This is a genomic window from Mycobacterium sp., assembly GCF_019243155.1.
Lineage (GTDB): Bacteria > Actinomycetota > Actinomycetes > Mycobacteriales > Mycobacteriaceae > Mycobacterium.
Genome location: NZ_JAFAUS010000446.1, coordinates 1 through 25,104, shown reverse-complemented (window position 1 = coordinate 25,104; position 25,104 = coordinate 1). Strand labels below are relative to the sequence as shown.

Annotated in this window: 25 protein-coding genes and 2 pseudogenes; 8 read left to right on the top strand and 19 right to left on the bottom strand. The window is 66.4% G+C overall.

The window, feature by feature from the left end; translation table 11 throughout:
• The first annotated feature begins 197 nt into the window (after window positions 1–197).
• Complete coding sequence (locus tag JOZ00_RS22960) at window positions 198–1,004, top strand: DUF1906 domain-containing protein (RefSeq protein ID WP_293348533.1); 807 nt, start codon at window positions 198–200, stop codon at window positions 1,002–1,004.
• A gap of 63 nt (window positions 1,005–1,067) precedes the next feature.
• Here JOZ00_RS22960 and katG read toward each other — a convergent pair whose 3' ends face one another.
• From katG to JOZ00_RS22945, 3 genes are all read right to left on the bottom strand, one after another.
• The gene (gene katG / locus JOZ00_RS22955) at window positions 1,068–3,308 is read right to left on the bottom strand and encodes a catalase/peroxidase HPI (protein ID WP_293348530.1); all 2,241 of its coding nucleotides are present in this window, start codon (window positions 3,306–3,308) and stop codon (window positions 1,068–1,070) included.
• Window positions 3,309–3,356: 48 nt separating this feature from the next.
• Window positions 3,357–3,797: a Fur family transcriptional regulator gene (locus tag JOZ00_RS22950; RefSeq protein WP_293348527.1), complete on the bottom strand. Its 441-nt coding sequence runs from the start codon at window positions 3,795–3,797 to the stop codon at window positions 3,357–3,359.
• Window positions 3,798–3,885: 88 nt separating this feature from the next.
• Window positions 3,886–5,172, bottom strand: a complete 1,287-nt coding sequence (locus JOZ00_RS22945; RefSeq protein ID WP_293348524.1) for an Ig-like domain-containing protein — start codon at window positions 5,170–5,172, stop codon at window positions 3,886–3,888.
• Window positions 5,173–5,349: 177 nt separating this feature from the next.
• Here JOZ00_RS22945 and JOZ00_RS22940 point away from each other — a divergent pair, with 177 nt between their 5' ends.
• Window positions 5,350–6,093, top strand: coding sequence for a hypothetical protein (locus JOZ00_RS22940; protein ID WP_293348521.1), 744 nt, complete (start codon window positions 5,350–5,352; stop codon window positions 6,091–6,093).
• A 72-nt stretch (window positions 6,094–6,165) separates the two neighbouring features.
• A complete protein-coding gene (locus JOZ00_RS22935) occupies window positions 6,166–7,662 on the top strand; it encodes an FAD-dependent oxidoreductase (protein ID WP_293348559.1) in 1,497 nt (498 codons plus the stop codon).
• 1 nt (window position 7,663) lies between these two features.
• On the opposite strand, the gene JOZ00_RS22930 is transcribed toward JOZ00_RS22935, so the two are convergent.
• The 3 genes from JOZ00_RS22930 to JOZ00_RS22920 form a co-directional block, all read right to left on the bottom strand.
• Complete coding sequence (locus JOZ00_RS22930) at window positions 7,664–8,212, bottom strand: tat pathway signal sequence (RefSeq protein ID WP_293348518.1); 549 nt, start codon at window positions 8,210–8,212, stop codon at window positions 7,664–7,666.
• 80 nt (window positions 8,213–8,292) lie between these two features.
• The gene (locus JOZ00_RS22925) at window positions 8,293–9,336 is read right to left on the bottom strand and encodes a class I SAM-dependent methyltransferase (protein WP_293348472.1); all 1,044 of its coding nucleotides are present in this window, start codon (window positions 9,334–9,336) and stop codon (window positions 8,293–8,295) included.
• An 8-nt stretch (window positions 9,337–9,344) separates the two neighbouring features.
• Window positions 9,345–10,526, bottom strand: coding sequence for a glycosyltransferase (locus JOZ00_RS22920; RefSeq protein WP_293348469.1), 1,182 nt, complete (start codon window positions 10,524–10,526; stop codon window positions 9,345–9,347).
• Window positions 10,527–10,916: 390 nt separating this feature from the next.
• Between JOZ00_RS22920 and JOZ00_RS22915 the strand changes: the two genes are divergently transcribed.
• The 4 genes from JOZ00_RS22915 (at window position 10,917) to JOZ00_RS22900 (ending at window position 14,744) form a co-directional block, all read left to right on the top strand.
• Window positions 10,917–12,299: a PPE domain-containing protein gene (locus JOZ00_RS22915; RefSeq protein WP_293348466.1), complete on the top strand. Its 1,383-nt coding sequence runs from the start codon at window positions 10,917–10,919 to the stop codon at window positions 12,297–12,299.
• A gap of 292 nt (window positions 12,300–12,591) precedes the next feature.
• Window positions 12,592–13,341, top strand: a complete 750-nt coding sequence (locus JOZ00_RS22910) for a C39 family peptidase (protein WP_366022393.1) — start codon at window positions 12,592–12,594, stop codon at window positions 13,339–13,341.
• A 196-nt stretch (window positions 13,342–13,537) separates the two neighbouring features.
• Window positions 13,538–13,819 carry a DUF732 domain-containing protein gene (locus JOZ00_RS22905; RefSeq protein ID WP_293348463.1) on the top strand — a complete coding sequence of 94 codons (282 nt, stop codon included), beginning with the start codon at window positions 13,538–13,540 and terminating at the stop codon, window positions 13,817–13,819.
• A 121-nt stretch (window positions 13,820–13,940) separates the two neighbouring features.
• Window positions 13,941–14,744 (top strand): MOSC N-terminal beta barrel domain-containing protein, encoded by an 804-nt coding sequence (locus JOZ00_RS22900; protein ID WP_293348553.1) that lies wholly within the window; start codon window positions 13,941–13,943, stop codon window positions 14,742–14,744.
• Window positions 14,745–14,749: 5 nt separating this feature from the next.
• On the opposite strand, the gene JOZ00_RS22895 is transcribed toward JOZ00_RS22900, so the two are convergent.
• The 11 genes and pseudogenes from JOZ00_RS22895 to JOZ00_RS22845 form a co-directional block, all read right to left on the bottom strand.
• Window positions 14,750–16,018 (bottom strand): cytochrome P450, encoded by a 1,269-nt coding sequence (locus JOZ00_RS22895; RefSeq protein WP_293348460.1) that lies wholly within the window; start codon window positions 16,016–16,018, stop codon window positions 14,750–14,752.
• A 24-nt stretch (window positions 16,019–16,042) separates the two neighbouring features.
• A complete protein-coding gene (locus JOZ00_RS22890; RefSeq protein ID WP_293348457.1) occupies window positions 16,043–17,446 on the bottom strand; it encodes an FAD-dependent oxidoreductase in 1,404 nt (467 codons plus the stop codon).
• Entirely contained in the window at window positions 17,443–17,658 is a 216-nt protein-coding gene (locus JOZ00_RS22885) for a ferredoxin (protein WP_293348454.1), read from the bottom strand. The genes JOZ00_RS22890 and JOZ00_RS22885 overlap by 4 nt, the downstream gene beginning before the upstream one ends.
• A gap of 62 nt (window positions 17,659–17,720) precedes the next feature.
• On the bottom strand, window positions 17,721–18,122 hold the full coding sequence (locus JOZ00_RS22880) for a hypothetical protein (RefSeq protein ID WP_293348451.1): 402 nt from the start codon (window positions 18,120–18,122) through the stop codon (window positions 17,721–17,723).
• 192 nt (window positions 18,123–18,314) lie between these two features.
• A complete protein-coding gene (locus JOZ00_RS22875) occupies window positions 18,315–18,569 on the bottom strand; it encodes a hypothetical protein (protein WP_293348448.1) in 255 nt (84 codons plus the stop codon).
• Between the two features lie 23 nt (window positions 18,570–18,592).
• Window positions 18,593–19,610, bottom strand: a pseudogene (locus JOZ00_RS22870) (zinc-dependent alcohol dehydrogenase family protein).
• Window positions 19,611–19,684: 74 nt separating this feature from the next.
• Complete coding sequence (locus tag JOZ00_RS22865) at window positions 19,685–20,233, bottom strand: thioredoxin family protein (RefSeq protein ID WP_293348445.1); 549 nt, start codon at window positions 20,231–20,233, stop codon at window positions 19,685–19,687.
• A 38-nt stretch (window positions 20,234–20,271) separates the two neighbouring features.
• On the bottom strand, window positions 20,272–20,922 hold the full coding sequence (locus JOZ00_RS22860; protein ID WP_293348442.1) for a DUF1345 domain-containing protein: 651 nt from the start codon (window positions 20,920–20,922) through the stop codon (window positions 20,272–20,274).
• 25 nt (window positions 20,923–20,947) lie between these two features.
• Window positions 20,948–21,604, bottom strand: a complete 657-nt coding sequence (locus JOZ00_RS22855; RefSeq protein ID WP_293348439.1) for a cutinase family protein — start codon at window positions 21,602–21,604, stop codon at window positions 20,948–20,950.
• A gap of 68 nt (window positions 21,605–21,672) precedes the next feature.
• The gene (locus JOZ00_RS22850) at window positions 21,673–21,990 is read right to left on the bottom strand and encodes a DUF3253 domain-containing protein (protein WP_293348436.1); all 318 of its coding nucleotides are present in this window, start codon (window positions 21,988–21,990) and stop codon (window positions 21,673–21,675) included.
• 35 nt (window positions 21,991–22,025) lie between these two features.
• Window positions 22,026–22,535: pseudogene (locus tag JOZ00_RS22845) on the bottom strand (enoyl-CoA hydratase/isomerase family protein); the annotation flags it as partial.
• A 41-nt stretch (window positions 22,536–22,576) separates the two neighbouring features.
• Between JOZ00_RS22845 and JOZ00_RS22840 the strand changes: the two are divergent.
• On the top strand, window positions 22,577–24,028 hold the full coding sequence (locus JOZ00_RS22840; protein ID WP_293348433.1) for a recombinase family protein: 1,452 nt from the start codon (window positions 22,577–22,579) through the stop codon (window positions 24,026–24,028).
• Window positions 24,029–24,121: 93 nt separating this feature from the next.
• On the opposite strand, the gene JOZ00_RS22835 is transcribed toward JOZ00_RS22840, so the two are convergent.
• On the bottom strand, window positions 24,122–24,511 hold the full coding sequence (locus tag JOZ00_RS22835) for a hypothetical protein (protein ID WP_293348430.1): 390 nt from the start codon (window positions 24,509–24,511) through the stop codon (window positions 24,122–24,124).
• Between the two features lie 8 nt (window positions 24,512–24,519).
• Window positions 24,520–25,104, bottom strand: a 585-nt coding sequence (locus tag JOZ00_RS22830) for a hypothetical protein (protein ID WP_293348427.1), incomplete at its 5' end; no start/stop codon positions are given.

Below are 25,104 nucleotides of genomic sequence, written 5' to 3'. Positions count from 1 at the left end.
CGCAACGAGCGTGGATTCCACCGTCTCGGGTGTAGACGGTCCCCCGGATGTCCGGCACGCAAAGATCATGCCACTTGCGTGTGGCCGCGATCTTGCCGACCGGTTGGTCCGTGACGTCCACTGATCCAGCGCGGGCAGACGGGGCACCAGATGGTGGTTGCCGGTGCCACGTTCTGGCGTTTTGTTACCATCGCGCGGTGCAGGATTCGGCTGCGCCGGGTGCAAGCGGCGGTCGGCAATCGCTTTCACGACGCGACGTCCTGAAATATGCCGCCTCGCCGATTCTGCTGAGCCTGGGCACGCTCGGCGCCCCGATCGAATCCCCGAAAGCGTCGGCTGCGGGCATGCGGCTCATCGACTTTGCTGAGCGCAGAATCGCGCCCGGCGAGATCAAGTCGGCAGGCTATGACGGCGTGGTGAATTACGTGTCGCAGTCCCGGCCGGGCGCGAACTTCGAAGCCAAGCCGATCACCCGGGACTACGCCGACTCCCTGCGCGCCGCGGGCCTGCACATCGTGAGCAACTTCCAGTACGGCAAGCCCGGCTGGCCCGACCCGTCCGACTTCACCCGCGGGTTCGACGGCGGCGTGGCGGACGCGCACACGGCCCTGCAGTTGCACAACGCGGCTGGTGGCACGAACTCCGCTCCCATCTTCTTCAGCGTCGATGACGACATCGACGAGAACACCTGGAATAGCCTTGCCGTGCAATGGTTTCGGGGTCTCAACTCCGCCCTGGGCGTGGACCGCACGGGGATCTACGGGCATTTCCGGGCGTGTGGGTGGGCCGTCAGGGACGGCGTCATCGGGCACTCGACAAGCGCGGGGTACCGGTGGGCGTGGCAGACCAGGTCGTGGTCGCACGGTGAGCGGGAATCGACGGCGGTGCTGTATCAAACGGTCGTCAACAGCCCGGGCAACCCCGGTCCACTGCTGGGCGGCATCAACGTCGACGTCGATGATGTCCTCGCCGCCGATTACGGCCAGTGGGATCTGGACCGCTGAGCGGGAAAAACAGCACCCCGCGAGCCGTGGCTCGCGGGGTGCCGCATCTAAAGAGGGCCGCTGTTACTTCAGGTCGAACCGGTCGTTGTTCATGACCTTGACCCACGCCGCGACGAAGTCCTCGACGAACTTCCCCTTGTTGTCATCCTGGGCGTAGACCTCCGCGACGGCGCGCAACACCGAGTTCGAGCCGAACACAAGGTCATTGGCGGTCGCCGTCCACTTCTGAGCGCCCGAAGACCGATCGTGGCCCACGTAGACGTTCTCCGCGGTCTCCGACACCTTCCACTCGGTGTTCATGTCGAGCAGGTTGACGAAGAAGTCCGTCGTCAACGCGCCCGGCTTGTCGGTGAACACACCGTGCTTGGTGCCGCCGTGGTTGGCACCCAGGGCGCGCAGGCCGCCGGTGAGCGCCGTCAACTCCGGAGCGCTCACACCCAGGGCGTATGCCCGCTCCAGGAACAACTGCTCCACCTGGGCCTTCTCGCCGGGACGGATGTAGTTGCGGAAGCCGTCGGCCCGCGGTTCGAGCACGGCGAACGACTCCACGTCGGTGTTCTCCTGCGAAGCGTCGGTACGCCCCGGCGCGAAGTGCACCGAGATCTCGTAGCCGGCGTCCTTCGCCGCCTTCTCCACCGCCGCGGACCCGGCCAGCACGATCACGTCGGCCAGCGAGATCTTCTTGCCACCGGACGCCGAGCTGTTGAAGTCCTGCTGGATCTTTTCCAGCACGGGCAGCACCTTGTCCAGCTCGGACGGCTCGTTGACCTCCCAGCTCTTCTGGGGCTCCAGGCGCAGGCGCCCACCATTCGCCCCACCGCGCTTGTCGGTGTTGCGGTAGCTGGCCGCCGCCGACCATGCCGTCTTGACCAACTGCGGGACGGACAGGCCGGACTCGAGCACTTTCTTCTTCAGGCCCGCGACGTCCTTCTCGTCGACCAGGTTGTGGTCGACCTCCGGAACCGGGTCCTGCCACAGCTGAGGCTCGGGAATCCACGGTCCGAGGAAGCGCGAAATCGGGCCCATGTCGCGGTGCAGCAGCTTGTACCACGCCTTGGCGAAGGCCTCAGACAGCTCCTCGGGGTGCTCCAGCCAGCGCTTGGTGATCTCGCGGTAGATCGGGTCCTCACGCAACGAAATGTCGGTGACCAGCATGGTCGGGGCGCGCCCCGGGCCGCCGAACGGATCGGGGATGGTGCCCGCGCCGGCGCCGTCCTTGGTCGTGAACTGCCAGGCGCCCGCCGGGCTCTTGGTCAGCTCCCACTCGTAGCCGTACAGGTTCTCCAGGTAACCGTTGCCCCACTTGGTGGGTGTAGAGGTCCAGACGACCTCCAGGCCGCTGGTGATGGCGTCCTTGCCCTTGCCGCTGGCGTAGGAGCTCTTCCAGCCCAGCCCCTGCTGTTCGATCGGGGCGGCCTCCGGCTCGGGACCGACCAGGTCGGCATCGCCGGCGCCGTGGGTCTTGCCGAAGCTGTGACCCCCGACGATGAGCGCAGCGGTCTCCTCGTCGTTCATCGCCATCCGGCCGAACGTCTCGCGGATGTCGACTGCCGCGGCGACCGGGTCCGGCTTGCCCTCCGGGCCCTCGGGGTTCACGTAGATCAGACCCATGGTGGTGGCGCCGTACGGTTCCGCGAGGTCACGCTTGCCGGAGTAGCGCTTGTTGGTGCCCAGCCATTCGTCTTCCTCGCCGAACAGGATCTCCTCGGGCTCCCAGACGTCCTCGCGGCCGAATGCGAAGCCGAAGGTCTGAAATCCCATCGACTCCAGTGCCACATTGCCGGCGAGCAGGATCAGGTCCGCCCAGGAGATCTTGTTGCCGTACTTCTTCTTGACCGGCCATAGCAGCCGGCGCGCCTTATCCAGGCTGGCGTTGTCCGGCCAGCTGTTGAGTGGGGCGAACCGCTGCAGGCCCTGACCGCCACCGCCACGGCCGTCATGGATGCGATAGGTGCCTGCGGCGTGCCAGCTCATGCGGATGAAGAAGCCGCCGTAGTGGCCGTAGTCGGCGGGCCACCAATCCTGCGACGTCGTCATCACCGAGACCAGGTCGGCCTTGAGGGCGTCGACATCGAGGCCGGAGAAGGCCTCCGCGTAGTCGAAGTCCTCACCGAGCGGGTTGGCCTGCGGCGCGTGCGGGTGCAACCTCGACACGTCGATCTGGTTGGGCCACCAGTCCTTATTGGTCAGGGGAGCGTCGCCCTTGGGCTGCGGCGTCGGGATGACCGGGTTTTCGCTTTCGCTGGCACTAGCCGACTTCGCCTCTGGCTGAGGCGGGCGGCTATGGGATGTATCTGATGACACAGCATTCCTTTCCGGGGTGGGTGAATCGGGCTGTGATCACGGCTGTGATCAGGAACCTGTCATCGAACATTCGGGGCACAGGCCCCAATAGATGACCTCGGCCTCGTCGAGGACGAAGCCATCCAGCACGTTGTTGTCATCCGACGGCATCAGACACGGCGCATCGCCAACCGCGCAGTCGATGTCGGCGATGACGCCGCAGGACCGGCACACGAGGTGGTGATGGTTGTCGCCGACCCGGGCCTCGTAGCGGGCTACCGACCCCAACGGCTGGATCCGCCGAACCAGACTGGCCGTGGTCAGCGCGTTGAGGACGTCGTACACGGCCTGCCGTGAAACGTCGGGCAGGCCAATCCGCACCGCCGAGAAGATCGTCTCGGTGTCGGCGTGGGGATGGGCGTCCACTGCCTGAAGTACGGCAACCCTTGGGCGGGTCACCCGCAGCTCGGCCATCCGCAACCTATCCGCGTAATCGGCCGTCGATGACACCGCACCAATATGACGCACTTATCTGGAACGAGTCAAGACTTTATTGTGAAGTGAGGCACAACGCCGCGTGACAAATGAGCTGAGTCACTCACGTGGGGCCGATTGCGCTGCCCTTACGCCATTGATCCCAGCTGAGCGACCAGTCGCCGTTCTGGGCCAGAGTCAACGGCGGCCCGCCGCTGTTTCGGACCTCCACCACGTCGCCGGATATCGAGAAGCCGTAGAACCATTTCGCGTTGTCGGCGTTGAGGTTCAAGCACCCGTGCGACGTGTCCCGATGGCCCTGAGCCCAGACGGTCGCATCAAGCTCGTGCAGGTATATGCCGTCCGTGCTGATCTTGGTGGCGTAGTTGATGGTCTCGCGATACCCGAGCCGGGAGTTCTTGGGCAGCCCGAAGGTCGAGGAGTCCATGATGACGGGGTTGCCCTTGTCCAGCACGGTGTAGATGCCCGACGGGGTCCACAGCGAGATGGCCTTGTCGCCGACTTTCTCGGTGCCGCCCATTCCCATGGACGTGGGCATCGTGCGCACCAGGTTTCCGTTGTCGTAGACGCTCACCTGGTGGGTGGCGTCGTCGGCGATGGATACGTGCGCGTCGCCGATCCGGAAGGCCACGTGGCTGTCTTCCTGCCCGAATAGGCCTTCTCCCAGCCCAACTCCGTAGATGTTGGCGTCGGCGGTGATCGTCGTGCCCGGCGCGTAGTAGCGCTCGGGGCGCCAGTGGGCGTTCTGATCATCGACCCAGAACCACGAACCCTGCACCTTCGGATTGGTGGTGACCTCCAGGCGTCGCTCGGCGGTGGCCCGGTCGCTGATCTTCTCGTCGAAGTGGGCCACGATGACCGTCCCGACACCGTAGGTCCCGCCATCTTGCAGGGTGGCCTCTGACGTGGTGGTGAACGAGACCTTGGTCTGGTTGGACGGGCGCAGGGTGGCAAACGACGAGACTTGGCTTGACGCAACGCCGTTGGGCCCACGGCTGGCGATCGTCAGCGTGTAGGTGCGCCCATACCCCAGGGGGACGATGGGCTTCCAGGCCGTGTTGTCCGGCGTCATGACGCCCTCGATGGATTTGCCGGCCTCGTTGACCATCCGGACGTCGGTCAGCGTCCCTTCATCGGCTTTGACCATTACCTTGGCGAGCGGGTCGACGTCCTGTGCGTCGGTGCCGGGTTCGACCGTGATGCGCGCCGGCCCAAGGACTTTCGTGGCGGCGGCGTGCTGAGCGCAGGCACCGCCAGGGCAATCCGACGACGGCACGAGTTGCGCGGCACCCACGACGCCGACGACGACGAAAACGGCAAGCAGAAACCGTCGGGGCCAACCGATCCCGAGGATCCGGCGGACGAGCTGATCACTGCTGTTGGACGTCATTAAGCTGCCGAATCCTTAGGTTCTGTTAATTCTGGCTCGAAGCCCTCGGGGATGACCAGCGACGGTGCTGGTGGTGAACATCAGGTATCCCGGAGAGTGCTTCTTCTAAACCGATCGACGCCACGGCCGGCGCGAGTGGGGACACCCTATCCGAGCCTGCGGAGAGATCATGGCGTCATGGCCGACGAACTCGACAGTCTTTATTTGGTGGACCCAAAGGATTTTACCGCGGAACGAACCAAATTAGTGGCCGCGGCGAGGCGCCGTGGCGACGACGCCGCGGCCAAGCGTATCTCCGCGGCCCGCAAACCGACGGCGGCTGCGTGGATCGCAAACCGGCTGGCACTTCGACACAAGGACACGAAACGTCGCCTGGCAGACCTGGGGGAGAAACTGCGTGTCGCGCATGCCGCGATGGACGGCGCGCGAATCCGCGATCTGTCCACCGAGCAACATCACCTCATCGGCGAGCTCACCCGAACCGCCTTCGACGCCGCCGACATGCGCACGCCGTCGTCGGCGGTGCGTGACGACCTGATCAGCACCCTGCAAGCCGCCATCGCCGACCCCGAGGTGCGAGCGCGGCTCGGGCGGCTGACCCGGCCCGAGCAATGGTCGGGCTTTGGCACCCCTGATGATGCCGCGCCGGTTACCCGGGCCGAGGGGACGGAAAAGGTGCGGCGGCAGCAGCGAGAAAAGGCTGCCGCCATCGCCGCCGCCGAACGCGCAAAAGCGAAGGCCGACGACGAATTGTCCAGGCGACAAGCCGAGCTCGACGCGGCCCACCTGCGACGTGACGAGGCGCTCGCGACGCTGAAGACGGCAGAGCGCCAATTCACCAAGGCCGGGGAAAAGTACGACGAGGCGCGAGCGGCGGCTCAGGCCGCCGCGCAATCGCTGCAGCAAGCCAAAGCGCGATAGCAGCGAGCGCGGCCAGCACCGTTGTTTTCCGGTGCCCACTCCGGGTATCAGCAGGCCGTGACTTCTTTGTGGATGGCCGACCGAGACGAGCAACCGTGGGCCGCAGGGCGCCTTGACGATGGACCCCGTTCCGCCGACGTGATCGTCGTCGGCGCCGGTATTACCGGACTGATGACCGCGGGCCTGCTGGCACGCGCCGGCAAAGACGTATTGCTGCTGGAGGCCCGCACGGTCGGAGCCTGCGCTACCGGAAATACCACCGCCAAGATCAGCCTGCTGCAGGGCAGCCATCTCTCGAAGATTCTGCCAAGGCACGGCAAGGATCTGGCCCGCGCTTACGTCGACGGCAACCGGGAGGGCCAGGACTGGGTGCTGGGCCACTGCGAGTCGCACGACATCCCGGTGCAGCGCGAGGACGCGTACACCTACGCCCAATCCGCGAAGGGAGTGCCGTCCGCGCGTCTCGAACTGAAAGCCTGCCGCGCGGTTGGTCTGCCCGCCGAATGGGACGACGACGCCGGCGTCCCGTTTCCGTACCACGGCGGAGTGCGGCTGCCCAACCAGGCGCAGTTCGATCCCATGCCGTTTCTCGACTCGCTGGCTACCGAGTTGCTCAACCGCGGTGGACGGCTGGTCGAGCACACTCGGGTTCGGCGCGTGTCTGTCGGCGGGAAGGGTGTGCGGGTACACGTCAACGACGCCACGCAGCAGGACGTCGAGCTCGAAGCCGGTCAGCTCGTTCTCGCCACCGGCATCCCCATCCTGGATCGCGGCGGTTATTTCGCTCGCGTGAAGCCAAGCCGGTCGTACTGCCTCGCGTTCAAAGTTCCCGGCACGGTCACTCGGCCGATGATGATCTCCACCGACTCCCCGACGCGCTCGGTGCGCTACGCGCCCGTCGCGGACGGCGAGCGCCTGATCGTGGGCGGTGCCGGACATACGGTGGGTCGCAAGAAGAGCCCGACAGCGGCGCTGCAGGAGCTGTCGTCGTGGGCACGCGAATACTTTCCGGGCGCGGTGCAGACTCACTTCTGGTCGGCCCAGGACTACACGCCCATCGACCACTTACCGTACGTCGGACCGATTCTTCCGAATACCGAACGCATCTATGTTGCAACGGGTTTCAACAAATGGGGAATGACCAACGGCGCCGCCGCAGCGCTGGCGCTGTCCAGCCGCATCCTGGGCGGGCGGATGGATTGGTCCACAGCGTTCGCCAGCTGGAGTCCCCACGAATTGTCGGGGCTGCCAACTTTCCTGCAGGCGAACCTCGAGGTGGGATTCGACCTCACCAAGGGCTGGATCACCCCCTTGACACGCATCGGCCGTCGCAGCCCGGTCGATGGCGAGGGCGGCGTGGTGAGTGGCCCCCCGTGGCATCTCGAGGCCCGCTGCCGGATCGACGGCACGGAGCACCAGGTATCGCCGGTATGCCCGCACCTTGGCGGGATCGTGAACTGGAACGACGCCGATCAAGCCTGGGAGTGCCCACTGCACGGATCGCGATTCGCACCCGACGGAACCCTGCTGGAGGGACCGGCCACTCGCGACCTGACGCGGTCGCGCTGAGTCACACCTGGCGCCACGACGGCTGCCCGGGATCGATCAGCTTCTGGTCGACGGGACCCTCGCCGAACACCGCGATCACCGCCGGGTCGGCCTGGTTCGCCGGGACGCCGTCGTAATGCGGGGTGCGCGCGGTTCGCTTGACGAATCCGCCCGGGCCGACGGGAAGCGCGTCTTGCGGCTGAAAGTCGTTGCCGCTGTTGACAAACCAGGTTCCGAACACCACGACCTGAATCCGGTCGGTCGCATAGGTGTGCGGCGCGCTGAACCAACCCGGATTCCATCTCATCATCACCAGGTAGGGCCCGGGCTTGTCGAAATCGCCATATAGTTTGGCCATCTCGCCGCTGCGCGGCGGCAGGTTGCCCCACGGCTGGAAGCCGATCTGATCGAATGGTTGCACGAACGTTTGCGCCGGGTCCGGGCCGCTTTCGGGAGGCGGAGCCAGCCTGATGTCTCCGATGTGGCCTGCCTTATCGCCGGCACCCAGGGCCGCCAGCAACAGCGGCGCCGCCATGAGCAGCGATCGTCGATTCGATTCCATATCGCCCATCAGACATCTCCCAATCGTCGCCCGACCCAACGATATTGAAACTTCCGCGGGGCGGCCACACAGCACCGCAAACGAATGGCTCAGACCGACCTCTGGAACACCAGCCAGTGCAATTCGATCGGGGAGTCGTCAGGCTCGACATCGAAGATATCGAGGCCGTTGGCCCAACCCTCGAACCAGCCGGTGGGCGGCCACGCGCCCTCGGGTAGGTGCGCTTTCTCGTACTCGTTCGCGGGGTCGTCGGCAACCAACTCGAGTGGCAATCCGGCCGCCGCGGTGGTCACCTCGTCGCGGGTGAAAACCATGTTGTTGGACTGCTGGCCGAATTCCACCGTGGCGGTGTCGAGCACGTGGCCCTGCCGGGGCAGGAAGGTGTTGAACACAAGATGCCCACCGGGAGCCACACAATGGGAGGCGAGCTCGAACAAGCCACGCAGCTCCTGGGTGGTGCGGAAGTCGGACACCACCTCGGCGAGCACCATCAACTGGTACGCGTCGCTGACACCCTCCATAGCAGTGAAGACGTCGCTCTGGATGACGCGCACGGCCAACGACTCGCGTTCGGCATCGGCCCGGATTACCTCGGCGAACTTCGGCGCGATCTCGACGGCGTCCACCGGGTGGCCGCGGCGGGCCAGGGCCAGCGCGTTGCGCCCCGTCCCCGCGCCGACATCCAGAATCCGATAGGTGGCGGGATCGTCCGCCTGGGCGGCCAACGCCACCACCCGCGCGTCCGCCTCGGTGCCGAACAGCGGTGCCGGGCGGGCGGCAACCCACTGGTCGTAGTCGGCCTCGATCGTCCGCCAATCGGCCCTGACACGAAAGTTCACGCCCTTCCCGAAGGGCGCGCTGAAGGAGATGAGCACGTCCGACCGGGACGAGGCCTTGAACGCCTTCGCCAACTCGGCTTGCAGCGCCATTCTGAGCTGAGCGGACTGTTCGGGGGTGTGCCAAACGTTCAGGGTGGCGCAGATGTTGGCGCACAACAGGACGTACTCGTCGATCAAGCTCGGAACGGCGGGAAGTCTGATTTCGCCCTCCGCCACCGAACGGCGATACAACCGCCGGATGAGCGCCTCGCGCAGGATCGACGGGTCGACGGATCCCGACGGCTGATCTTGCACTCCGAACCTCAGCCCGAACGTCCGGCGCGGGCCGCGTCTTCTAAGAGATCGGCGGCCTTGGCGAGGCTTTCGGCGGGCTTGGTCATCTGCGTGGCGACCGCCTGGGCCCGGGTGAGGTAGTCCTCGGCGAGGACGGAACGCAGGTCTGCGACCAGAGAGTCGAGCGTCGATTCCCCGAACGCCCTGCTGAAGCCGGCTCCCATCTGGTCCACAGCGGCAGCCCAGATCGGTTGATCTAGCCAGATCCACAGGACCAGCGTGGGGACCCCGGCGCGCATGCCCGCGGCCGTGGTACCGGCCCCGCCATGGTGGACGAGCGCTCGGCAAGCCGGAAACACGGCGGCGTGGTTGACCGCATCCACAATCTTGATGTCCTCGGATTGGGGCAGCTCGGTGAAATCGTTGGGGCCGCTGCAGATCAACGCCCGCTCGCCCACTCTGGCGCAGGCCGCGCTGATCACGGCGACCGTCTCGGACGGGGACGTGACCGGCGTGCTGCCGAAGCCGAAATAGATGGGCGGCGTTCCTTCGGCGATCCACGACAGCACCTCGTCGTCGATTCCGGTCGGCATCGCCAGCGTCAGCGAGCCGACGAAGGGCCGCCGCAGATCCGATTTCGCCCATTCGGCGGCAAGGCCCGGAACGCAGAAATCTTCATAGGCCTGTATCTCCAGCGGGTGTTGCGTCGACGGGCCGGTTTCTTCAGGCAAGCCCAGTGCGACGCGTTGTGCACCCGCGGCGGCGTTCGTGATCTGCTGTTGCAGGCCGCCGAGTTCCATGGCCTGCGCGGGGAAGAAGTGCAGCGCGGCCAGCGGGATGTCGTGGCGCTCGGCGAGGTTCGCGACGAGCCGCTGCTCGTTCATCCCGGCCACCAGCAGGTCGGCGCCGTCGGCGAGCGGGGCTAAGGCCGCACTCTTCTCCGCCCACACTTCGGTGACCCTCTCCACGAGTTGAGGGAACACGGCGAATGCGCTTTCGCCGCTGTTGACGAACGCGGTGGCCTCGTCGATCTGCTCACGCGTGTCCCGCCCGTAGGTGACGGTCGCAAGCCCGGCCGCCTCGACGAAGGCACGCTGGTCGGGCGGGACCGCCATCAGGACGTCGTGACCTCGACTCGACAGCTCCCGCCCGACGGCTGCGCAGGGCTCGACGTCGCCCCGGCTTCCATAACCTGCCAGCACAAATTTCATCTAGGACAAGACTCTTTCATATAGGACCTACCCGCGGTGTTGCTACAGATCCAAACAGATTGGGCCGCATCCGGGCCGCCCGCGGGGGCGGCGAATTCGCCTCTGGAAGCGGGGAACCGCCGTGCCATTGGCGGATTCCTGTGCTCTACGCGAGTAAATTACCGGTCATAAGCCGCACTCAACTTCGCTGTATGCCACGTCACGGGCCATACCCGCGAGCGGCTAGGCCAGTGCCGCGCAGCCCGGGGGGAGTGATCCGGCCACCTGCCGACGCTGTACTTGTAGTACAAGAAGTTTGCGATTTGTTTGCTAATTATTTGGCTACTCTGTACGGCCATCACCCCAACCGCCGACAGCTCGCCAGCCATAGACCCGACAGGAGGACACGACGTGGATTTCGCCGCGCTGCCTCCAGAAGTTAATTCCGGTCGGATTTACGTCGGCCCCGGCTCGGGTCCGATGCTGGCCGCGGCGGCGGCCTGGGACCAGCTGGCGGCCTCGCTGCACGCGGCGGCCAGCGCGTACCAATCGGAGATCACGAGCCTGACCGGTGGGCCCTGGGTTGGCCCCGCCGCCGAGTCCATGTCCGCCGCGGCCGCGCCCTATGTCGCGTGGATGAGAACCACCGCCGGGCTCGCCGAGCAGGCCGCCAACCAGGCAAAAGTCGCGGCCGCCGCCTATGAGACGGCGTTCGCGGCGACGGTGCCGCCGCCGGTGATCGCGGCCAACCGAAGCCTGCTCGCGACTTTGGTCGCGACCAACATCTTCGGGCAGAACACGCCCGCAATTGCGACCACCGAGACGCAGTACGCCGAAATGTGGGCGCAGGACGCCGCGGCGATGTACGGCTACGCGGGTTCGGCGGCGTCGGCGACGACGCTCACGCCGTTCACCCCACCACAGCCGAACTCAAATTCGGGGGCCGATCAGCCCGCAGCGGTGTCCCAGGCAACCGGCACCGCCGCGGGCAACACACAGAACGTCGTCTCGTCGACGCAACAGGCGTTCGCCTCGGTACCCAACACGCTGAACAGCTTCGCTTCCCCTGCTGCTGCGGCGGCGGATCCGCCCACCGGACTGGATCTGTTAAGCGATCTGATCGCGGTGTTCCTCGACGCGCCGGCCAGCGTTGCCGGGCTGGGCATCGACTCACCCGGGACATTGATCTCTCTGCCCTTCGACGTTGTCGGCGCCCTGACCGGTTTCCACACGGACGACATCGTCAGCGGCTGGGCCGGGGTCCAGTCGTGGCCGGGGTACGCACCGGTGCCCCCCACGCCGTTCCCGGTGATTACCAACCTGGGGGGCGGGTCGGTCGGCGGCTCGGCAATGACGGCCGGGCTGGGCCAGGCGAACACGGTCGGAGGCCTGTCGGTGCCGCCGGGCTGGGCCGCGGCGGCGCCTGCAATACGCCCGGCCGCCCTGGCGTTGCCGGCCACGTCCGTCGGCGCGGCCGCGCAAGCGGCGCAAGCCACTTCGGGTACCGGCGGCAACCTGTTCGGTGAGATGGCGGCGGCGGGCATGGCCGGACGCGCGATGGGCGGAACCGGGGGAGCGGGCCGTGCGGAACGGGTCCGGGCGACAGCGGAAAATCCGAAAGCCAAATCGACGGAAAAGCCGAGCCAGGATCTGGCGGCGCCGCCGCAAGTATTGCCCGGCGGACCGATCACGAGCATCGCCGCCGAGCTACGCGAACTTGCGTCGTTGCGTGACGCCGGAATCCTCACCGAAGCGGAATTCAACGAGCAAAAGCAGCGCCTGCTTCCACACTGATCCTCCGAACGGTCACGCGTGCGCCCGGTAGGCAACAGCATCCAATATCATCAGATGCCATTAGCAATTGTTTTCATATAACGGGAATGGGCAAGTGGGGCGGCTCTCCGCCATTTGCGATTGCGCCATTCGACGGGCGGAGCGAACTCGAGCCATGAGGGCCTACGCCGTTTACGGCCTCTGAGCCGATCGTGGCAAGTCTAAGATTTACAGACAATTTGGCTATATCAGCCTGCCGGGGTGCTAGCGTTTGCACGCAATTTGATTCGTCGACGGGACGTCACCGGCCCTCATGTTCACTTCCCGGATCGCATCCGCGGCCCGCGCCGCAGCGGTGGGCGCGTGCGGCGCAATGACCTGTATTTCACTCATTTCGGCGTGTGGTGCCGCATCGCCAACCTCGCCGGGAGCTACTGCGACGTCCAGCGCCCCCGCGAACCACGGCAATGCGGCCGCATCGCAGTCCGCCGGCGTTTACGGCAACCCCGACTCGGCCGCCAGATACTGGGAGCAGCAGTCGCTCGAGGACAACTGCGGGCTGGTGTCGGTGGCCGACGTGGTCGGTGAAATCACCGGCCACGAGCCGACGGAGCAGCAGGTGATCGAGGTGGCCGAAGCGACCTTGTCCCAGACCAACCCCGGCCCCATCTATGCGCCGAGGAACGACCCGAGCCACGCCGGCGGCAACGGTGGCATCGAAATGGCAGACGAGGTCGTGCTGCTCGACCACTACGGCATCAAATCGCGCATGACGTCCGCCGCTCACCCGGAGGAGACCGGCCTGCCGGCGTTGGAGCGGTACCTGGCGACGGGCCGCAAGGCCATCGCGTGGGTCAATTCCGCGCTGATCTGGGATACCAGCGACCAACGGACGAAGGCCGATCACTTCCTCGTCGTCACGGGCGTCGACGCGAACAAAGGGATCATTCATCTCAACGACCCCGGCGCCGATCACGCCGACGAACAGGTCGGCATCCCTACCTTTATGTCGGCCTGGCAAACCGGCGAGGAATCGCTCGTCGTTACCACGCCCGCCGGCTGAGGCTGATGTCATCACTTGTTGACCGGAATCGGTAGAAATTAGGCAACCGATTAGCGTTCTGGGACCAATAGCAGTTTTCTTGTTTAATATTCGCGGTCGTCACCCACCCATATACTGACCGCACCATCGACCAGAAAAAGAAGGGCACAAAAATATGTTTTCCGCGCATTGGCTGGCCAAATTGACAATTCCCGTGATGGTTGGTACTGCCCTCGCCGTAAGCACCGCGATCGCCTCGGCCGACGCCACGGACGACACATTCGTCGGCAAGATGCACAGCCTCGGCTTCACCTGGCCGGCGGGCGACGACTCCGCAATAGTCTCGATGGGCCACCAGATCTGCACGGACCGCAATGCCGGCAAGACACCGGACGCGATCGCCCAGGACATCCACTCCACGCTGGGCCCGAAGGGAATCACGTTCGCGGACGTGACATCGATGGTCAGCGCCGCGGAATCGACCTACTGCTCCGACTAGTCCGCACGACTCCGCTGCCTGGCAGCCCCCCACGGATTCCGGCACAGTGAGTGCAGGAACGCCGTGAGGGGGTTGCCCAGTGCAGGAGCCCGTGGCCGTTGACGGCCTCGCTGTGGTGCCGATGCGGGTCGAGAGTCTGCTGCGCTACCCGGTGAAGTCAATGCTCGGCGAAACCGTGGACGCGATGTTCGTCGACGAGCGCGGTGCCGACGGCGACCGCCGGCTGGCGCTGGTCGACGCCGTGACCGGGCATGTGGCCAGCGCCAAGAATCCGCGGCTGTGGCGGAGCCTGTTGAAGTGCACCGGCAACGTGGACGCCGGACGGGTGATCATCGCGCTTCCCGGCGGGACGAGCGTGGCCGCCGATGAGCCCGGCGTCGACGATCTGCTCTCGCAGTTCGTGGGGCGATCGGTACGACTTGTCAGCAAGCGCCCGGACGGCGCGACGCTGGAACGGCCGGACCCCGAGCAATTGCTCGATCTCGGTCTGGACGCCGAGGTCGGCGGCCGCATCTTGGAGATCGCGCAGGCCACGCCGGGTGAGTCGTTCACCGACGAGGCTCCGCTGCACGCGATCACGACGGCCACGCTGGACCACATCGGCGTGGAAGCGCTGCGCTACCGGCCGAATGTGGTGATCGCGACTCCACCGGGATACCCGCCGTATGCCGAAAACGACTGGGTCGGCAACGGTGTCGCCGTCGGCGAGGTGCGGCTGCGCGTGCTGACGGCGACGTCGCGCTGTGTGGTGCCTACGCTCGAGCACGGCCCGCTGCCACGCGCCCCGCAGGCCCTCCGCACGCCTGCGGCCGAGAACCGTTGGAACACAGGCGGTCACGGAGCCCAACCCTGCGCGGGAGCGTACTGTGCGGTGACGGTGCCGGGCATCGTCCGCGTCGGCGATCACGTCACCCTCGGGCTGTAGACCGATCAGTCGACGATCGCGGCGCAATCAACCCAGAGATGTCGCGGCCCGCGAAAGATTTGGCTGTGCCGATAGGGCGGCGGATCGACCACCAATTCCGGGGATTCGACGCGCCGCAAGAACGTCTCCAGCGCCAGGTTGACTTCGAGACGGGCCAGCGGACCACCCATACACGTGTGGATGCCGCTGCCCCAACCGAAGTGCTCATTGTTTTCGCGCAGCGGATCGAACCGATCCGGGTTTTCGAATCGCCGCGGATCCCGGTTCGCCGCCGCGTAGATCAGGTAGACGGCCGACCCCGCCGGGATGACGGTGCCGCCGATCTCGACATCGGCCGTGGCGCTACGGCTGGGGAAGAACTGCACGGCCGACTGCAGTCGCTGGACCTCTTCGATGGTGCGTGGGATCAGGTCCGGGCGCCGGCGCACCAGATCAAAAGAGCCGGGATTGCGCAGCAGCGCCATCACGCAATTGGTGATGGTGTTGACCGTCGAGTCGTGGCCGGCGATCAGCAGCAGCATCGCGTTGGACGCCGCCTCCCTTATCGGCATCGGACCATCGGGCCCGTTGTCGTGCAACAGCTTTGACAGAACGCCTTCGCCCGGGGACTTGGCATACTTTTCCACTAGGTCGCCCAGATAAGCCAGCAGCGCCGACGTTCCGGCGCGGCCCTTCTCGGCCAGGGCCCGCCCCTCGTCGGTGGCGCCTTCCGGGCCCAGGTCGGTGCCCCTCATGAAGTCGAAGATCCAGGCATGGAACACCTGCTCGTCTTCGACCGGCACACCGAGGATGCGGCAGATGACAGCCACGGGTATCGGATACGCGAAGTCCTCAACCACGTCGAAGCGGGTCTTTCCGTCGCTTCTGAGCTTGTCCAGTAGATCGTTGGCCAGCCGCACGACGAGCGGTTCCATGCTCGGGATCAGGCCAGGGGAGTGCGGCGGCCCGAAGTGGCGCATCACCTGCCGCCGGGCCCGATCGTGGTCCGGCGGATCGGTGACGATGATGCTCGGCTCGCGTCCGTAGGCCTGCATGTGTTCGCCGCCGGGCTCGGGCTCCGGCCGATCGACGCCGAAATCCGCTGGGCTGCGCCGGATGTCGGAGCTGATCCGCGGATCGTGAGACAGGGCGAGCAACTCGGGATATCCGGTGACGACGTAGGTCTTGTCGGCCACCCTGGCGACCGGTGTCCTGCGCAACTCGTTGAAGTAGGGGTACGGATTTGGGCGGTTCTCGAACTTCATCGCCTCGGCCCACGCGGTTTCGGCGTTCATCGTCGTCTCCTCACGTCATAGGCGTCAGCGGCTGGGCGGCCGGAATTCGGCACCACGCGACGTCGGGTCGTGTCCGGTCAGCACCACGTCCGGAACGGCGGTCGGTTCGCGCGGGTCGGGGAAACGGGAGGGCATCGGCTCGAAGACGGCCGGCCGGTCGTAGCCGGGCGGAGGCGGCGGGAACGGCCCGGACCGCTCTATCAGCGAGGCGTAGTACGGCAGCCACTTACCGTGGTTGAACGTCACTGCTCCGACGATGCGGCCTCGGCGGCCATAGGCGGCTGCGAAGCGGCGTTGGGTGATCGAGCCCTGGGTGAACACGAGCTCGTCACCGAACGAGCACACCCCGACGCTCTTGATGTTCACGCCGAACTGCCCGGACCAGAAGGACGGCAGCGGTAGGTGCGGCCGGCGTCCCAGCTCCAGGCTGATCATGTTGTTGGCCGCCACCTCGGCCCCGGAAACGGCGTTGTCCCAATGCTCTTGGGACATGAACTGGTATTCGTAGAGCACGTGCGGAGCACGTGCCACGTCGCCTGCGACGAAGATGTTGTCGGTCACTACTCCGTTGATGTCGAAAGCGCGGCAACCGGCGTCGCAGGCCACCCCCCAGAACCCGCTCGCCAGCTGCGCACCGTCGAGCCATTCGACGTTGCGGACCGAGCCCAGCGAGGCCACCACGACGTCGACATCGAGAACGGTCCCATCGGACAGGCGGGCCGCCCGGACGTGGCCGGCGACGTCGCCCTCGAGGCCTTCCACCGCTACGCCGGTGCGCAGGTCGACACCGGCGTCGATCTGCATCTGTGCGGCGATGTCACCGATCACCCCGCCCAGCGCGCCGACCAGCGGCGCCTTGCCGCGCTCGGCGACCGTCACCGGCAGATCCAGATCGCGGCAGACCGAAGCGATTTCGGAGCCCACAAAGCCCGAGCCGACGATCAGCACCCGGCGTGGACGCCCCTTGAGCGCGGCGGCCAATCCCGCGGCGTCGTCGCACGTGCGCACGGTGAACAGCCCTTGGAGTGCGGCCTCCTCCGGGTTGAACCATGGACGGGCCCGGGTGCCGGTGGCGATCAGGAGTCGGTCGTAGTCGACCTTATCGCCGTTGGCGAGCAACACCTGGCGGTTGGAGCGGTCCAGGCCGGTCGCCGCCACGCCCAGCCGCCACGTCGCGTCGACGGCACGCAGCCGGGGGAGCTTGGTGTGCTCTGCGGGAACCCAGCCCTTCAAAACCTGCTTGGACAGCGGCGGCCGGTCGTAGGGTTCGTGCGGCTCGTCACCGATGATCGTGAGTGGGCCGCGAAACCCTCTGTCTCGCAGCGCTTCCGCTGCCCGCAGGCCGGCCAGTGAGGCGCCCACGATGACAATCCGACCCTCGGCCTTGAACGCCTCGACGAGCTCGCTGACCAGCGAGACCGCGCTCACTTGGTGTCCCGGTCCGCCGGTGCGTCGACTTCCAGGATGATCGCCTGCACCGGGCAGGACGCCGCCGCCCGTAGGACGCGCCGGCGCTGGGACTCGTCGGGATTGGGGTCGTAGGCGAGCGCTTCCTCACCGACCAGCTGCAGCACCTCGGGCGCCAGCGGAACGCACTGGGCGTAGCCCTGGCACTTGTTGAGATCGACCACCAACCGCATACCCGGACCCTTTCGCCTGTCGGCTAAAAGCCCCCGCGGAGAGACTACTTCGGCTGGGCCCGTTACCGCGAGTCGTCGATGCCGCCGGCTTTGTACCGATGTGTGCGCGCGAGATTACGGTCACTGCGAGCGGCAGCGCGATGCGCCTCGGCGATGTGAACGTGGGCGATGGACTCCACATCGTTGGTGGCCCGGTCCGCGGCGATGTCGTGTGCGCGCGCGGCGGCATCGTGGGCATTCGCAGATCGTTCGAGCTGACCGGCCGCCGCCAGTCGCGCGGCGCCCGCGTGCTCTACGGCCTCGAGCACGCGCTGATGTGCGCGCTTCAGCTGCCTGAACCTGGCCGACGGGATCTCTCCGACGGCAAGTTGTGATCGGCGAAGCCGCAATTGGGCGAGGCGTTCCTCCGTGGCGGCCACTCGCTCCTTGATGTGCAGTCGCCGAACTTCCCAGTCTGTTGTCACCGGAGCGGTCCTCCCCTTTACCGCCGGCGGGTCACCGTTCTCCCGAACGCCCGCCTGCCCGTCACGCCTTCAGCAGCCCGATCCCCTTATGTACCCATGGATTCGGCCAGCAATCGCGATCGCTTCAGACCTCTGGCGAAACGGCACGCAGGGAGGGCGCCGCCGCGGTTCGAGCTACGGCGTTACGGCGAGCTAGGCTTGTGAATTCGGTGTGGGGCTCTGCGCCGATTCCCACTTGGACTCGAGCGACCTTTTCACCGTGGTGCCGGCCGCGAGGTCAAGCTGAAAGGTCTCGCCGCCGTCGTCTTCGAACGTGACGAGGTATCCCGTATCGGAGGAGTCTTTGAACACGACCTTGTAGGGCTGTTCACCAGAGCCGCGGTCGACGGCGATCATGTCGCCAGGGGTTACGTCGTCAATGAGGTCGTTACCAGAGGCTTTGGACATACCGTCGACGGTAGTCGATGGGGTCAGGGCTGCAGCAACGCCTTGATCGCGCGACGCTCATCCATGGCCTTGTACGCCTCGGCGACCTGCTCGAGGGGCAGACTCATGTCGAATACCTTGCCCGGATTGATCTGCCCGTCGAGCACCAACTGGATCAGGTCCGGCAGGAAGCGCCGAACGGGAGCGGGGCCGCCGCGCAGCCCTACCTGGTTCGCGAACAGTTGCTCGCCGTTGATCTCGACGTCGTGGGGGACACCGACGAACCCGACGAACGCACCCGGCCGGGCGGAAGCGATCGCCTGTTGCATCGCCTGTCCGGTACCCACGCATTCCAGGACCGCGTCGGCACCGATGCCGTCGGTCATGTCTTTTGATGGCCGCGACACCGTCGTCGCCGCGCTCGGTGACGATGTCGGTGGCCCCGAACTCGAGGGCCAGCTTCTGCCGGGGCTCGTGGCGACTCATCGCGACGATCCGCTCGGCCCCCTTTTCGCGGGCGGCGAGCACCGCGCACAACCCGACCGCGCCGTCACCGACGACGGCGACGGTCATGCCCGGAACGACGTGGGCGGCCTCGGCCGCGAACCAGCCGGTGCCCATCACGTCCGAGAGGGTAAGCAAGTCCGGAATGAGGTCGTCGTCGGGTTGGTCGGGGAGGCCGACGAGGCTGCCCTGCGCCACCGGGACACGGACGAACTCCGCCTGGCAGCCGCTCATCAGCTGACCGTGCAGACAGGAGGTGTGGACTCCGTTGCGGCAATTGGGGCACGTGTTGTCGGAGGCGAAGAACGGTCCGATCACGAACTGACCCGGCTTGACCGAGGTGACGTCACTGCCGACGGCCTCGACGACGCCGCAGTATTCGTGGCCGAACGGCGTGGGCTCGGGCACCGGGGTGAGGCCGCGGTACTGCCAGAGGTCCGAGCCGCACACGCAGGTGGCGGAGATCCGGACGACCGCGTCGGTGGGAGCGACGATCTCGGGCTCGGGAATGTCTTCAGACCGCACGTCACCGGGTCCGTAGATGACGCTTCCTCGCATAAAGCCTTCTCCTTCAATCATTTTGAGCACCGCAAAGCTCACGAACTACGTGGCGCTGCGGGCGTCGCGCGACCTCAACGCCACTTGATGCCGCAGCCGATCGACGCCCGCTGATCGGGGTTGACCGGCCGGCCGGCGAGTACCGCATCGACGGCCGCGCGAACGTCGGCGGCGGTGACGGGCAGTCCGTTCTTGGGGCGCGAGTCGTCGAGTTGGCCGCGGTAGACGAGTCGACGTTCGCCGTCGAAGACGAAGGTGTCGGGGGTGCACGCCGCGGAGTATGCCCGCGCGACGTCCTGGGTCTCGTCGTAGAGGTACGGGAACGTCCAGCCGTGGTCGCGGGCCTCGGCCACCATCTCCTCGGGCCCGTCCTGCGGGTAGGTCGCGACGTCATTGCTGGAGATACCGACCATCGGGACGCCCTGATCGGCAAGGTCCCGACCTAGCGCTGCGAGACCGGCGGCGACGTGCTTCACGTAGGGGCAGTGGTTGCAGATGAACGTGACGACCAGCGCGGGACCCGTGAGGTCCTCGGCGCCGACCGTGCCGCCGGTGGCCGGCTCGGGCAGCGTGAACGCCGGCGCGACGGTGCCCAGGGCGAGCATGGTGGACTCAGTGGCCATGTCCGCCAGCGTAACCGGCACGGCGCCGGCGGGCCGGTCTAGACCTTGGAGCCCAGGCCCGCGACCAGGTTGATCGTGACCGCCAGGACCACCGCACCCAACAGGTACGACACCAGCGCATGGCGCAGGACGGTCGCCCTGATCGAGGTCAGCCCGATCTCGGTGTCCGACACCTGGTACGTCATGCCGACGGTGAAAGCGACGTAGGCGAAATCCCGGAACCGGGGCGGCTCCGGGTCGTGAAAGTTGATCCCACCCGGCTCACCCGAGTAGTACAGCCGCGCGTAGTGCACCGTGTAGAGCGTGTGCACGGCCAACCAGGATGCGGCGACGGTCAGGATTCCCAGAACGGCGGACGCGAGCGCCCCGCCGCCGGAATGCGCACCGGCCGCCACCACGTAACCGACCCCGCCCAGGCTGGCCACGCTCGCCGACAGAATCACCACGTCGGCGACCCAGCGGGTCGGGTCCTCCCGGGTCGCCCACCTGCAGGTCTGTTCGGCATCCATGCCGCGCAAGATGAGCTGCGTCCACGCCACATACACCCCGGCGGCGGTGATCCAGCCGGCGATCGCGAATCGCCAACCGACCGCCTTTCCCACCACGATTGCGACGACGATTCCGAGCGCGACGGCGACGAATATCCGGACCGCGACGGTGTCACGGAACAACTTGACCAGGGGGCTCATCCGCGGCCGGACGTGTCAGCGGGAGTTACGCATTCCCGGGCCCGATTTTGTTGACCGCGAATGTCGCGGCCTGGTTGGTCATCCCGGCCTCGATGTAGGACACGTGCGCGATGATGTTCCCGCCGCCCGAACAGATCGGGTCGTCTTGAGCGCACAGGCTGATCAGCTTGCCGCCGTAGGCCGGGTTGATCGCCGGCAACGGCTGGCCGCCCCACAGCATGCTGGAGAAACCGCTGGTGGGCTCACCGAAGAGGGCGACGGCGGCGACATGGTTCGCCACCGAGGCTGGCATCGCATTCGTGGCCAGATCGATCACCGTCGAGCCCTGGGAGTAGCCGCCCAGCACGATCTTCGTGTTCGGGCAGCTGGCCACGACGTCCTGGATGTGAGTGGCCGCGTCATTGGAACCGGCATTCGCGCTGTTGTGGTAGTCGTCGTTGGCCGGGTAGTTGACCGCGTAGACATCGACGGACCGGCCACCGAGTTGCTGCGTGAGCGAGTCGACGAAAGCCTGTCCGATATTGCCGAGCCCCGGCTCCTGGTGGGTGCCGCGCGCGAACACCACCGCGACGTCCGAGCAGGGGTCTGCAGACGCGGTAGGAACGCCGACGGGTGCGCTCAGCGCCGCCCATCCAGCCACGACCGAAACACCGACGATGCGAGCAAATCCACGTGCAACCATCCCCGAATCCTGGCACACGGCCGTCATGGACCGTACCGGCGGCTGGTCACCGGCCGCTTCGTCCGCCTTTACCCGTGTTCAGTCGGCGTGGTTCGGATGCGGATGGGGCCGCGCCAGTCGCCATCCGGGTCGACGGCTTTGCCGCCCTGAGTGATCTCCACGTCGCCGGCGCGCGCGAGTTCGCGCGCGACCTCCCGCACGTCTGCCATCAACTCGCGCCAGTTCTCCCCGCCGACGGCCCGTGCGGCATCCGACGGGCAGATGCTGCTTGTCGCTCCGCGGTGGTCGGCCAGTGCCCGCACCGACGATTTCAGCCGTTCCCTGATCGGCCCATCGCCGAGAGCTGACTTGGCGTGGTCGGCGCCCATGCCACCTCCGTCGAGCACTCGGACAAGTTCGTCGCGCAATCGTTGACCCACCGTCAGCGGCCGCGCCACTGGGGCTTGCGTTTCTCGCCCCAGGCCTGAATTCCTTCGGCAACGTCCTCTGTCGCACCGGCCACCTTGCGCATCGTCTCACCGAACCGGACCGACTCGATCCAGCCCATGTTCGCGGTTCGCCATGCCACCTCCTTGGTCGCCCGTTGGGCCAGCGGCGCGGCTTCGGTGAGGGTGCGGGCCCACGCCCGCGCCTCGGCCTGCAGGTCGCCGGGCTCGACAAGTTTCCACACCAGGCCGATCTCTTTGGCCCGCGCGGCGGTCATCGGCTTGCCCGTCAACAGCAGCTCCATGGCGTTGGCCCAGCCCACGCGGTGGGGGAGCCGGATGGCCCCGACGATGGTTGGGACCCCGATCGACACCTCGGGGAAGCAGAAGGTGGCCTCGGTGCTGGCAATGACGAAGTCGCAGAACAGAACTCCGGTCACGCCATAGCCGATGCATGGCCCGTGCACCGCCGCGATGGTGGGCTTGAACAGCTCCATTCCGCTCTCGATTGCGCCGCTTTGTTCAAACCTGTGATACCGTGCCTGACATGCGAGTTCTTGGGCGAGTGCGGCTCTCGCGAGCCACCGAAGAGAGTACCAGCGTCGAGCGCCAGCGGGAGATCATCGAGGGCTGGGCCAACCAGAACGATCACGAGATCGTCGGCTGGGCAGAGGACTTGGACGTGTCGGGGTCGGTGGACCCGTTCGACACCCCGGCCCTGGGGCCGTGGCTCACCGAGGACCGGAAGCACGAATGGGACATCATCTGCTCGTGGAAGCTGGACCGGATCTCGCGCCGTGCCGTGCCAATGGGCAAGCTGTTCGGCTGGCTGCTGGACAACAACAAGGCACTCGTCTGTGCGTCCGACTCGATCGACCTGAGCACCCCGATGGGGCGGCTCATCGCGTACGTCATCGCGACCATCGCTGAGGGAGAGCTGGAGGCCATCCGGGAGCGTAACCGGGCGTCGGCTAAGAAGCTGCGGGAGCTGGGGAGGTGGACGGGCGGCAAGCCGATCTACGGCTACCAAGCCGTCGAGCGCACGGACGGCTCCGGGTGGGAGCTGGTCCCCGACGAGCAGTCCTCGATGGTGCTGCTCCGGATTATCGACCAGGTCCTCGCCGGGCAGTCGCTCACCTCGATCGCGGGGGATCTCACCGCGGAGGGCGTACTGACGCCGGCCGACTACATCCGCTACCGCTCGGGCCGCAAGCCCGCGGGGTACGGCTGGACCGCGAACAACATCGGTCGGATACTCCGGTCCAAGTCGCTGCTCGGCTACACGACCCACAACGGGGTCACGGTCCGCGACGACGAAGGCCTGCCGATCGCCAAGGGCCGAGCCCTCGTCTCACAAGACGTGTACGACCGCCTCCAGGCCGCGCTGGAGTCCCGCTCGGTCCTGTCGAGCAACCGGACCCGGAGGACCTCTCCACTCCTCGGTGTGGCGCTCTGCGGCCTATGCGAGGCCAACCTGTACCACCGTCAGGTCACCGGGAAGGCCTACCGCTACTACCTCTGCCGCCGCGGGCACGACCCGAACATCGTCAAGGCCGACGAGCTGGAGGAGTTGGTCGAGCAGGTGTTCCTGGAGAAGTACGGGGCCTCGTTCATCCACGAGAAGGTCTATGTCCCAGCGGAAGATCACCAAACCGAGCTGGATGAGGCTGTACGGGCCGTAGACGAGATAACCCCGCTCTTGGGCACCGTCACATCAACCACCATGAGAAAGCGGCTCCTGGATCAACTGGCGGCGTTGGATTCTCGCATTTCGGACCTGGAGCAGCTTCCGTCGTCGGAAGCGCACTGGGAGTGGCGAGAATTGCCCGAGACGTACGCCGAAGCGTGGGATAAGGCCGACACCGAGGAGCGCCGGCAACTCCTGCTGAAGCGCGGGGTGACCGCGAAGATCGCAGTCAAGGGGAAGATCGGCCGCCAGCATCCGGGGTACCTCGACTTCTACCTCGACGCCCCCGACATCGAATCCGTTCCGGCGTAACGCAAAAAAGCCCCCTCCCGGGTTAGGGGAGGGGGTTTCTTTGTGTGCGCGGTCAGCGAAGCTGAGCCGCTTGGACGGAGCTACCGCACCGTCTCAGATGGTGAACCACTTCGTCATGTTGATGTTGATGTCACCCGTGTTGGGCGTAACCGGGAATCCGGTGATCGCCGTGTGGTACGAGATCAACGAGGACGTGGCCGGGTCTCCGGTGTCCTTGAAGGACACGATGGCCTCCGACTCGTTGCCCGATACCCCGGGGAACCGGATCGGGTCGCTGGTCGTGCTCCCGCCCGTGACCGCCTTGCCGGTCAGCGCGTCCGTGGTGGCCGTGCGCGCGGCAGATGGGATGTCGGACAGGAACTCGTGATTCACGAGATCCACGGTGTACTGGTCGGTGTCGACCAGGACAGCCCGGATGGTGTCCGCAACCCAGTTGAGTCCCGTGCTGAGGAACTTCTCATTTGCCTTGGTAAATCTGGGCATTCGCTTCCTTACGAGATTGCCTGGGCCAGACCGACCCAGTTGTTGGCGCTGCCTGCGGTGGCAGCGAACGTGGTTCCACCGACGTTGTCGCTGCTGATCATCAAGTCGATGCTCGGCAGGTGACCCGTGAACCGCAGGGACCCTCCGCCGCTCTTTACCTGCTGGTAGACCGGCCCAGCGGCGTTGGACGCCGCGAACGACTGGATGACGACGTATCCGGGTGGCGACGTGGGCAGCTGAGACGGAGCCTTCGAGTTGCCGTAGACCACCTGGAGCGGGCCGACCTTGTGAACGTCCTTGACCGAGTAGGCGGTTGCCATGTACCAGGCTGAGCCCGTGGTGCTGATGACCACCGGCAGCTCGATTCCCGTGCCCCCCTTCGGGAGACGGAAGCGGTACAGCTTCCCCTTCGACTGGTCGTTGTTCGGGTAGACCAGCGCCGTCTGGGGAACCGGCTTGCCGCCGTAGGAGACCCCGGTGACCAACCCGCCGGCACGGTCGACTATGACCTCTACGAACACGTCGGCGTCCTTCGAGGCCTTCCAGTTGAACGGGTCCAAGCTGAGGCCCCACGCTCCGGGGCTCGCGGTGGC

What these genes read in the sequence shown, in the direction of transcription:
- JOZ00_RS22835 (WP_293348430.1), bottom strand. Translation starts at nt 24,511, where the DNA reads ATGCCCAGATTTACCAAGGCAAATGAGAAGTTCCTCAGCACGGGACTC.
- JOZ00_RS22840 (WP_293348433.1), top strand. Translation starts at nt 22,577, where the DNA reads ATGCGAGTTCTTGGGCGAGTGCGGCTCTCGCGAGCCACCGAAGAGAGT.
- JOZ00_RS22865 (WP_293348445.1), bottom strand. Translation starts at nt 20,233, where the DNA reads ATGGCCACTGAGTCCACCATGCTCGCCCTGGGCACCGTCGCGCCGGCG.
- JOZ00_RS22895 (WP_293348460.1), bottom strand. Translation starts at nt 16,018, where the DNA reads ATGAACGCCGAAACCGCGTGGGCCGAGGCGATGAAGTTCGAGAACCGC.
- JOZ00_RS22900 (WP_293348553.1), top strand. Translation starts at nt 13,941, where the DNA reads ATGCGGGTCGAGAGTCTGCTGCGCTACCCGGTGAAGTCAATGCTCGGC.
- JOZ00_RS22940 (WP_293348521.1), top strand. Translation starts at nt 5,350, where the DNA reads ATGGCCGACGAACTCGACAGTCTTTATTTGGTGGACCCAAAGGATTTT.
- JOZ00_RS22905 (WP_293348463.1), top strand. Translation starts at nt 13,538, where the DNA reads ATGGTTGGTACTGCCCTCGCCGTAAGCACCGCGATCGCCTCGGCCGAC.
- JOZ00_RS22875 (WP_293348448.1), bottom strand. Translation starts at nt 18,569, where the DNA reads ATGTCCAAAGCCTCTGGTAACGACCTCATTGACGACGTAACCCCTGGC.
- JOZ00_RS22945 (WP_293348524.1), bottom strand. Translation starts at nt 5,172, where the DNA reads ATGACGTCCAACAGCAGTGATCAGCTCGTCCGCCGGATCCTCGGGATC.
- JOZ00_RS22860 (WP_293348442.1), bottom strand. Translation starts at nt 20,922, where the DNA reads ATGAGCCCCCTGGTCAAGTTGTTCCGTGACACCGTCGCGGTCCGGATA.
- JOZ00_RS22885 (WP_293348454.1), bottom strand. Translation starts at nt 17,658, where the DNA reads ATGCGGTTGGTGGTCGATCTCAACAAGTGCCAGGGCTACGCCCAGTGC.
- JOZ00_RS22910 (WP_366022393.1), top strand. Translation starts at nt 12,592, where the DNA reads ATGTTCACTTCCCGGATCGCATCCGCGGCCCGCGCCGCAGCGGTGGGC.
- JOZ00_RS22920 (WP_293348469.1), bottom strand. Translation starts at nt 10,526, where the DNA reads ATGAAATTTGTGCTGGCAGGTTATGGAAGCCGGGGCGACGTCGAGCCC.
- JOZ00_RS22855 (WP_293348439.1), bottom strand. Translation starts at nt 21,604, where the DNA reads ATGGTTGCACGTGGATTTGCTCGCATCGTCGGTGTTTCGGTCGTGGCT.
- JOZ00_RS22930 (WP_293348518.1), bottom strand. Translation starts at nt 8,212, where the DNA reads ATGGGCGATATGGAATCGAATCGACGATCGCTGCTCATGGCGGCGCCG.
- JOZ00_RS22935 (WP_293348559.1), top strand. Translation starts at nt 6,166, where the DNA reads ATGGCCGACCGAGACGAGCAACCGTGGGCCGCAGGGCGCCTTGACGAT.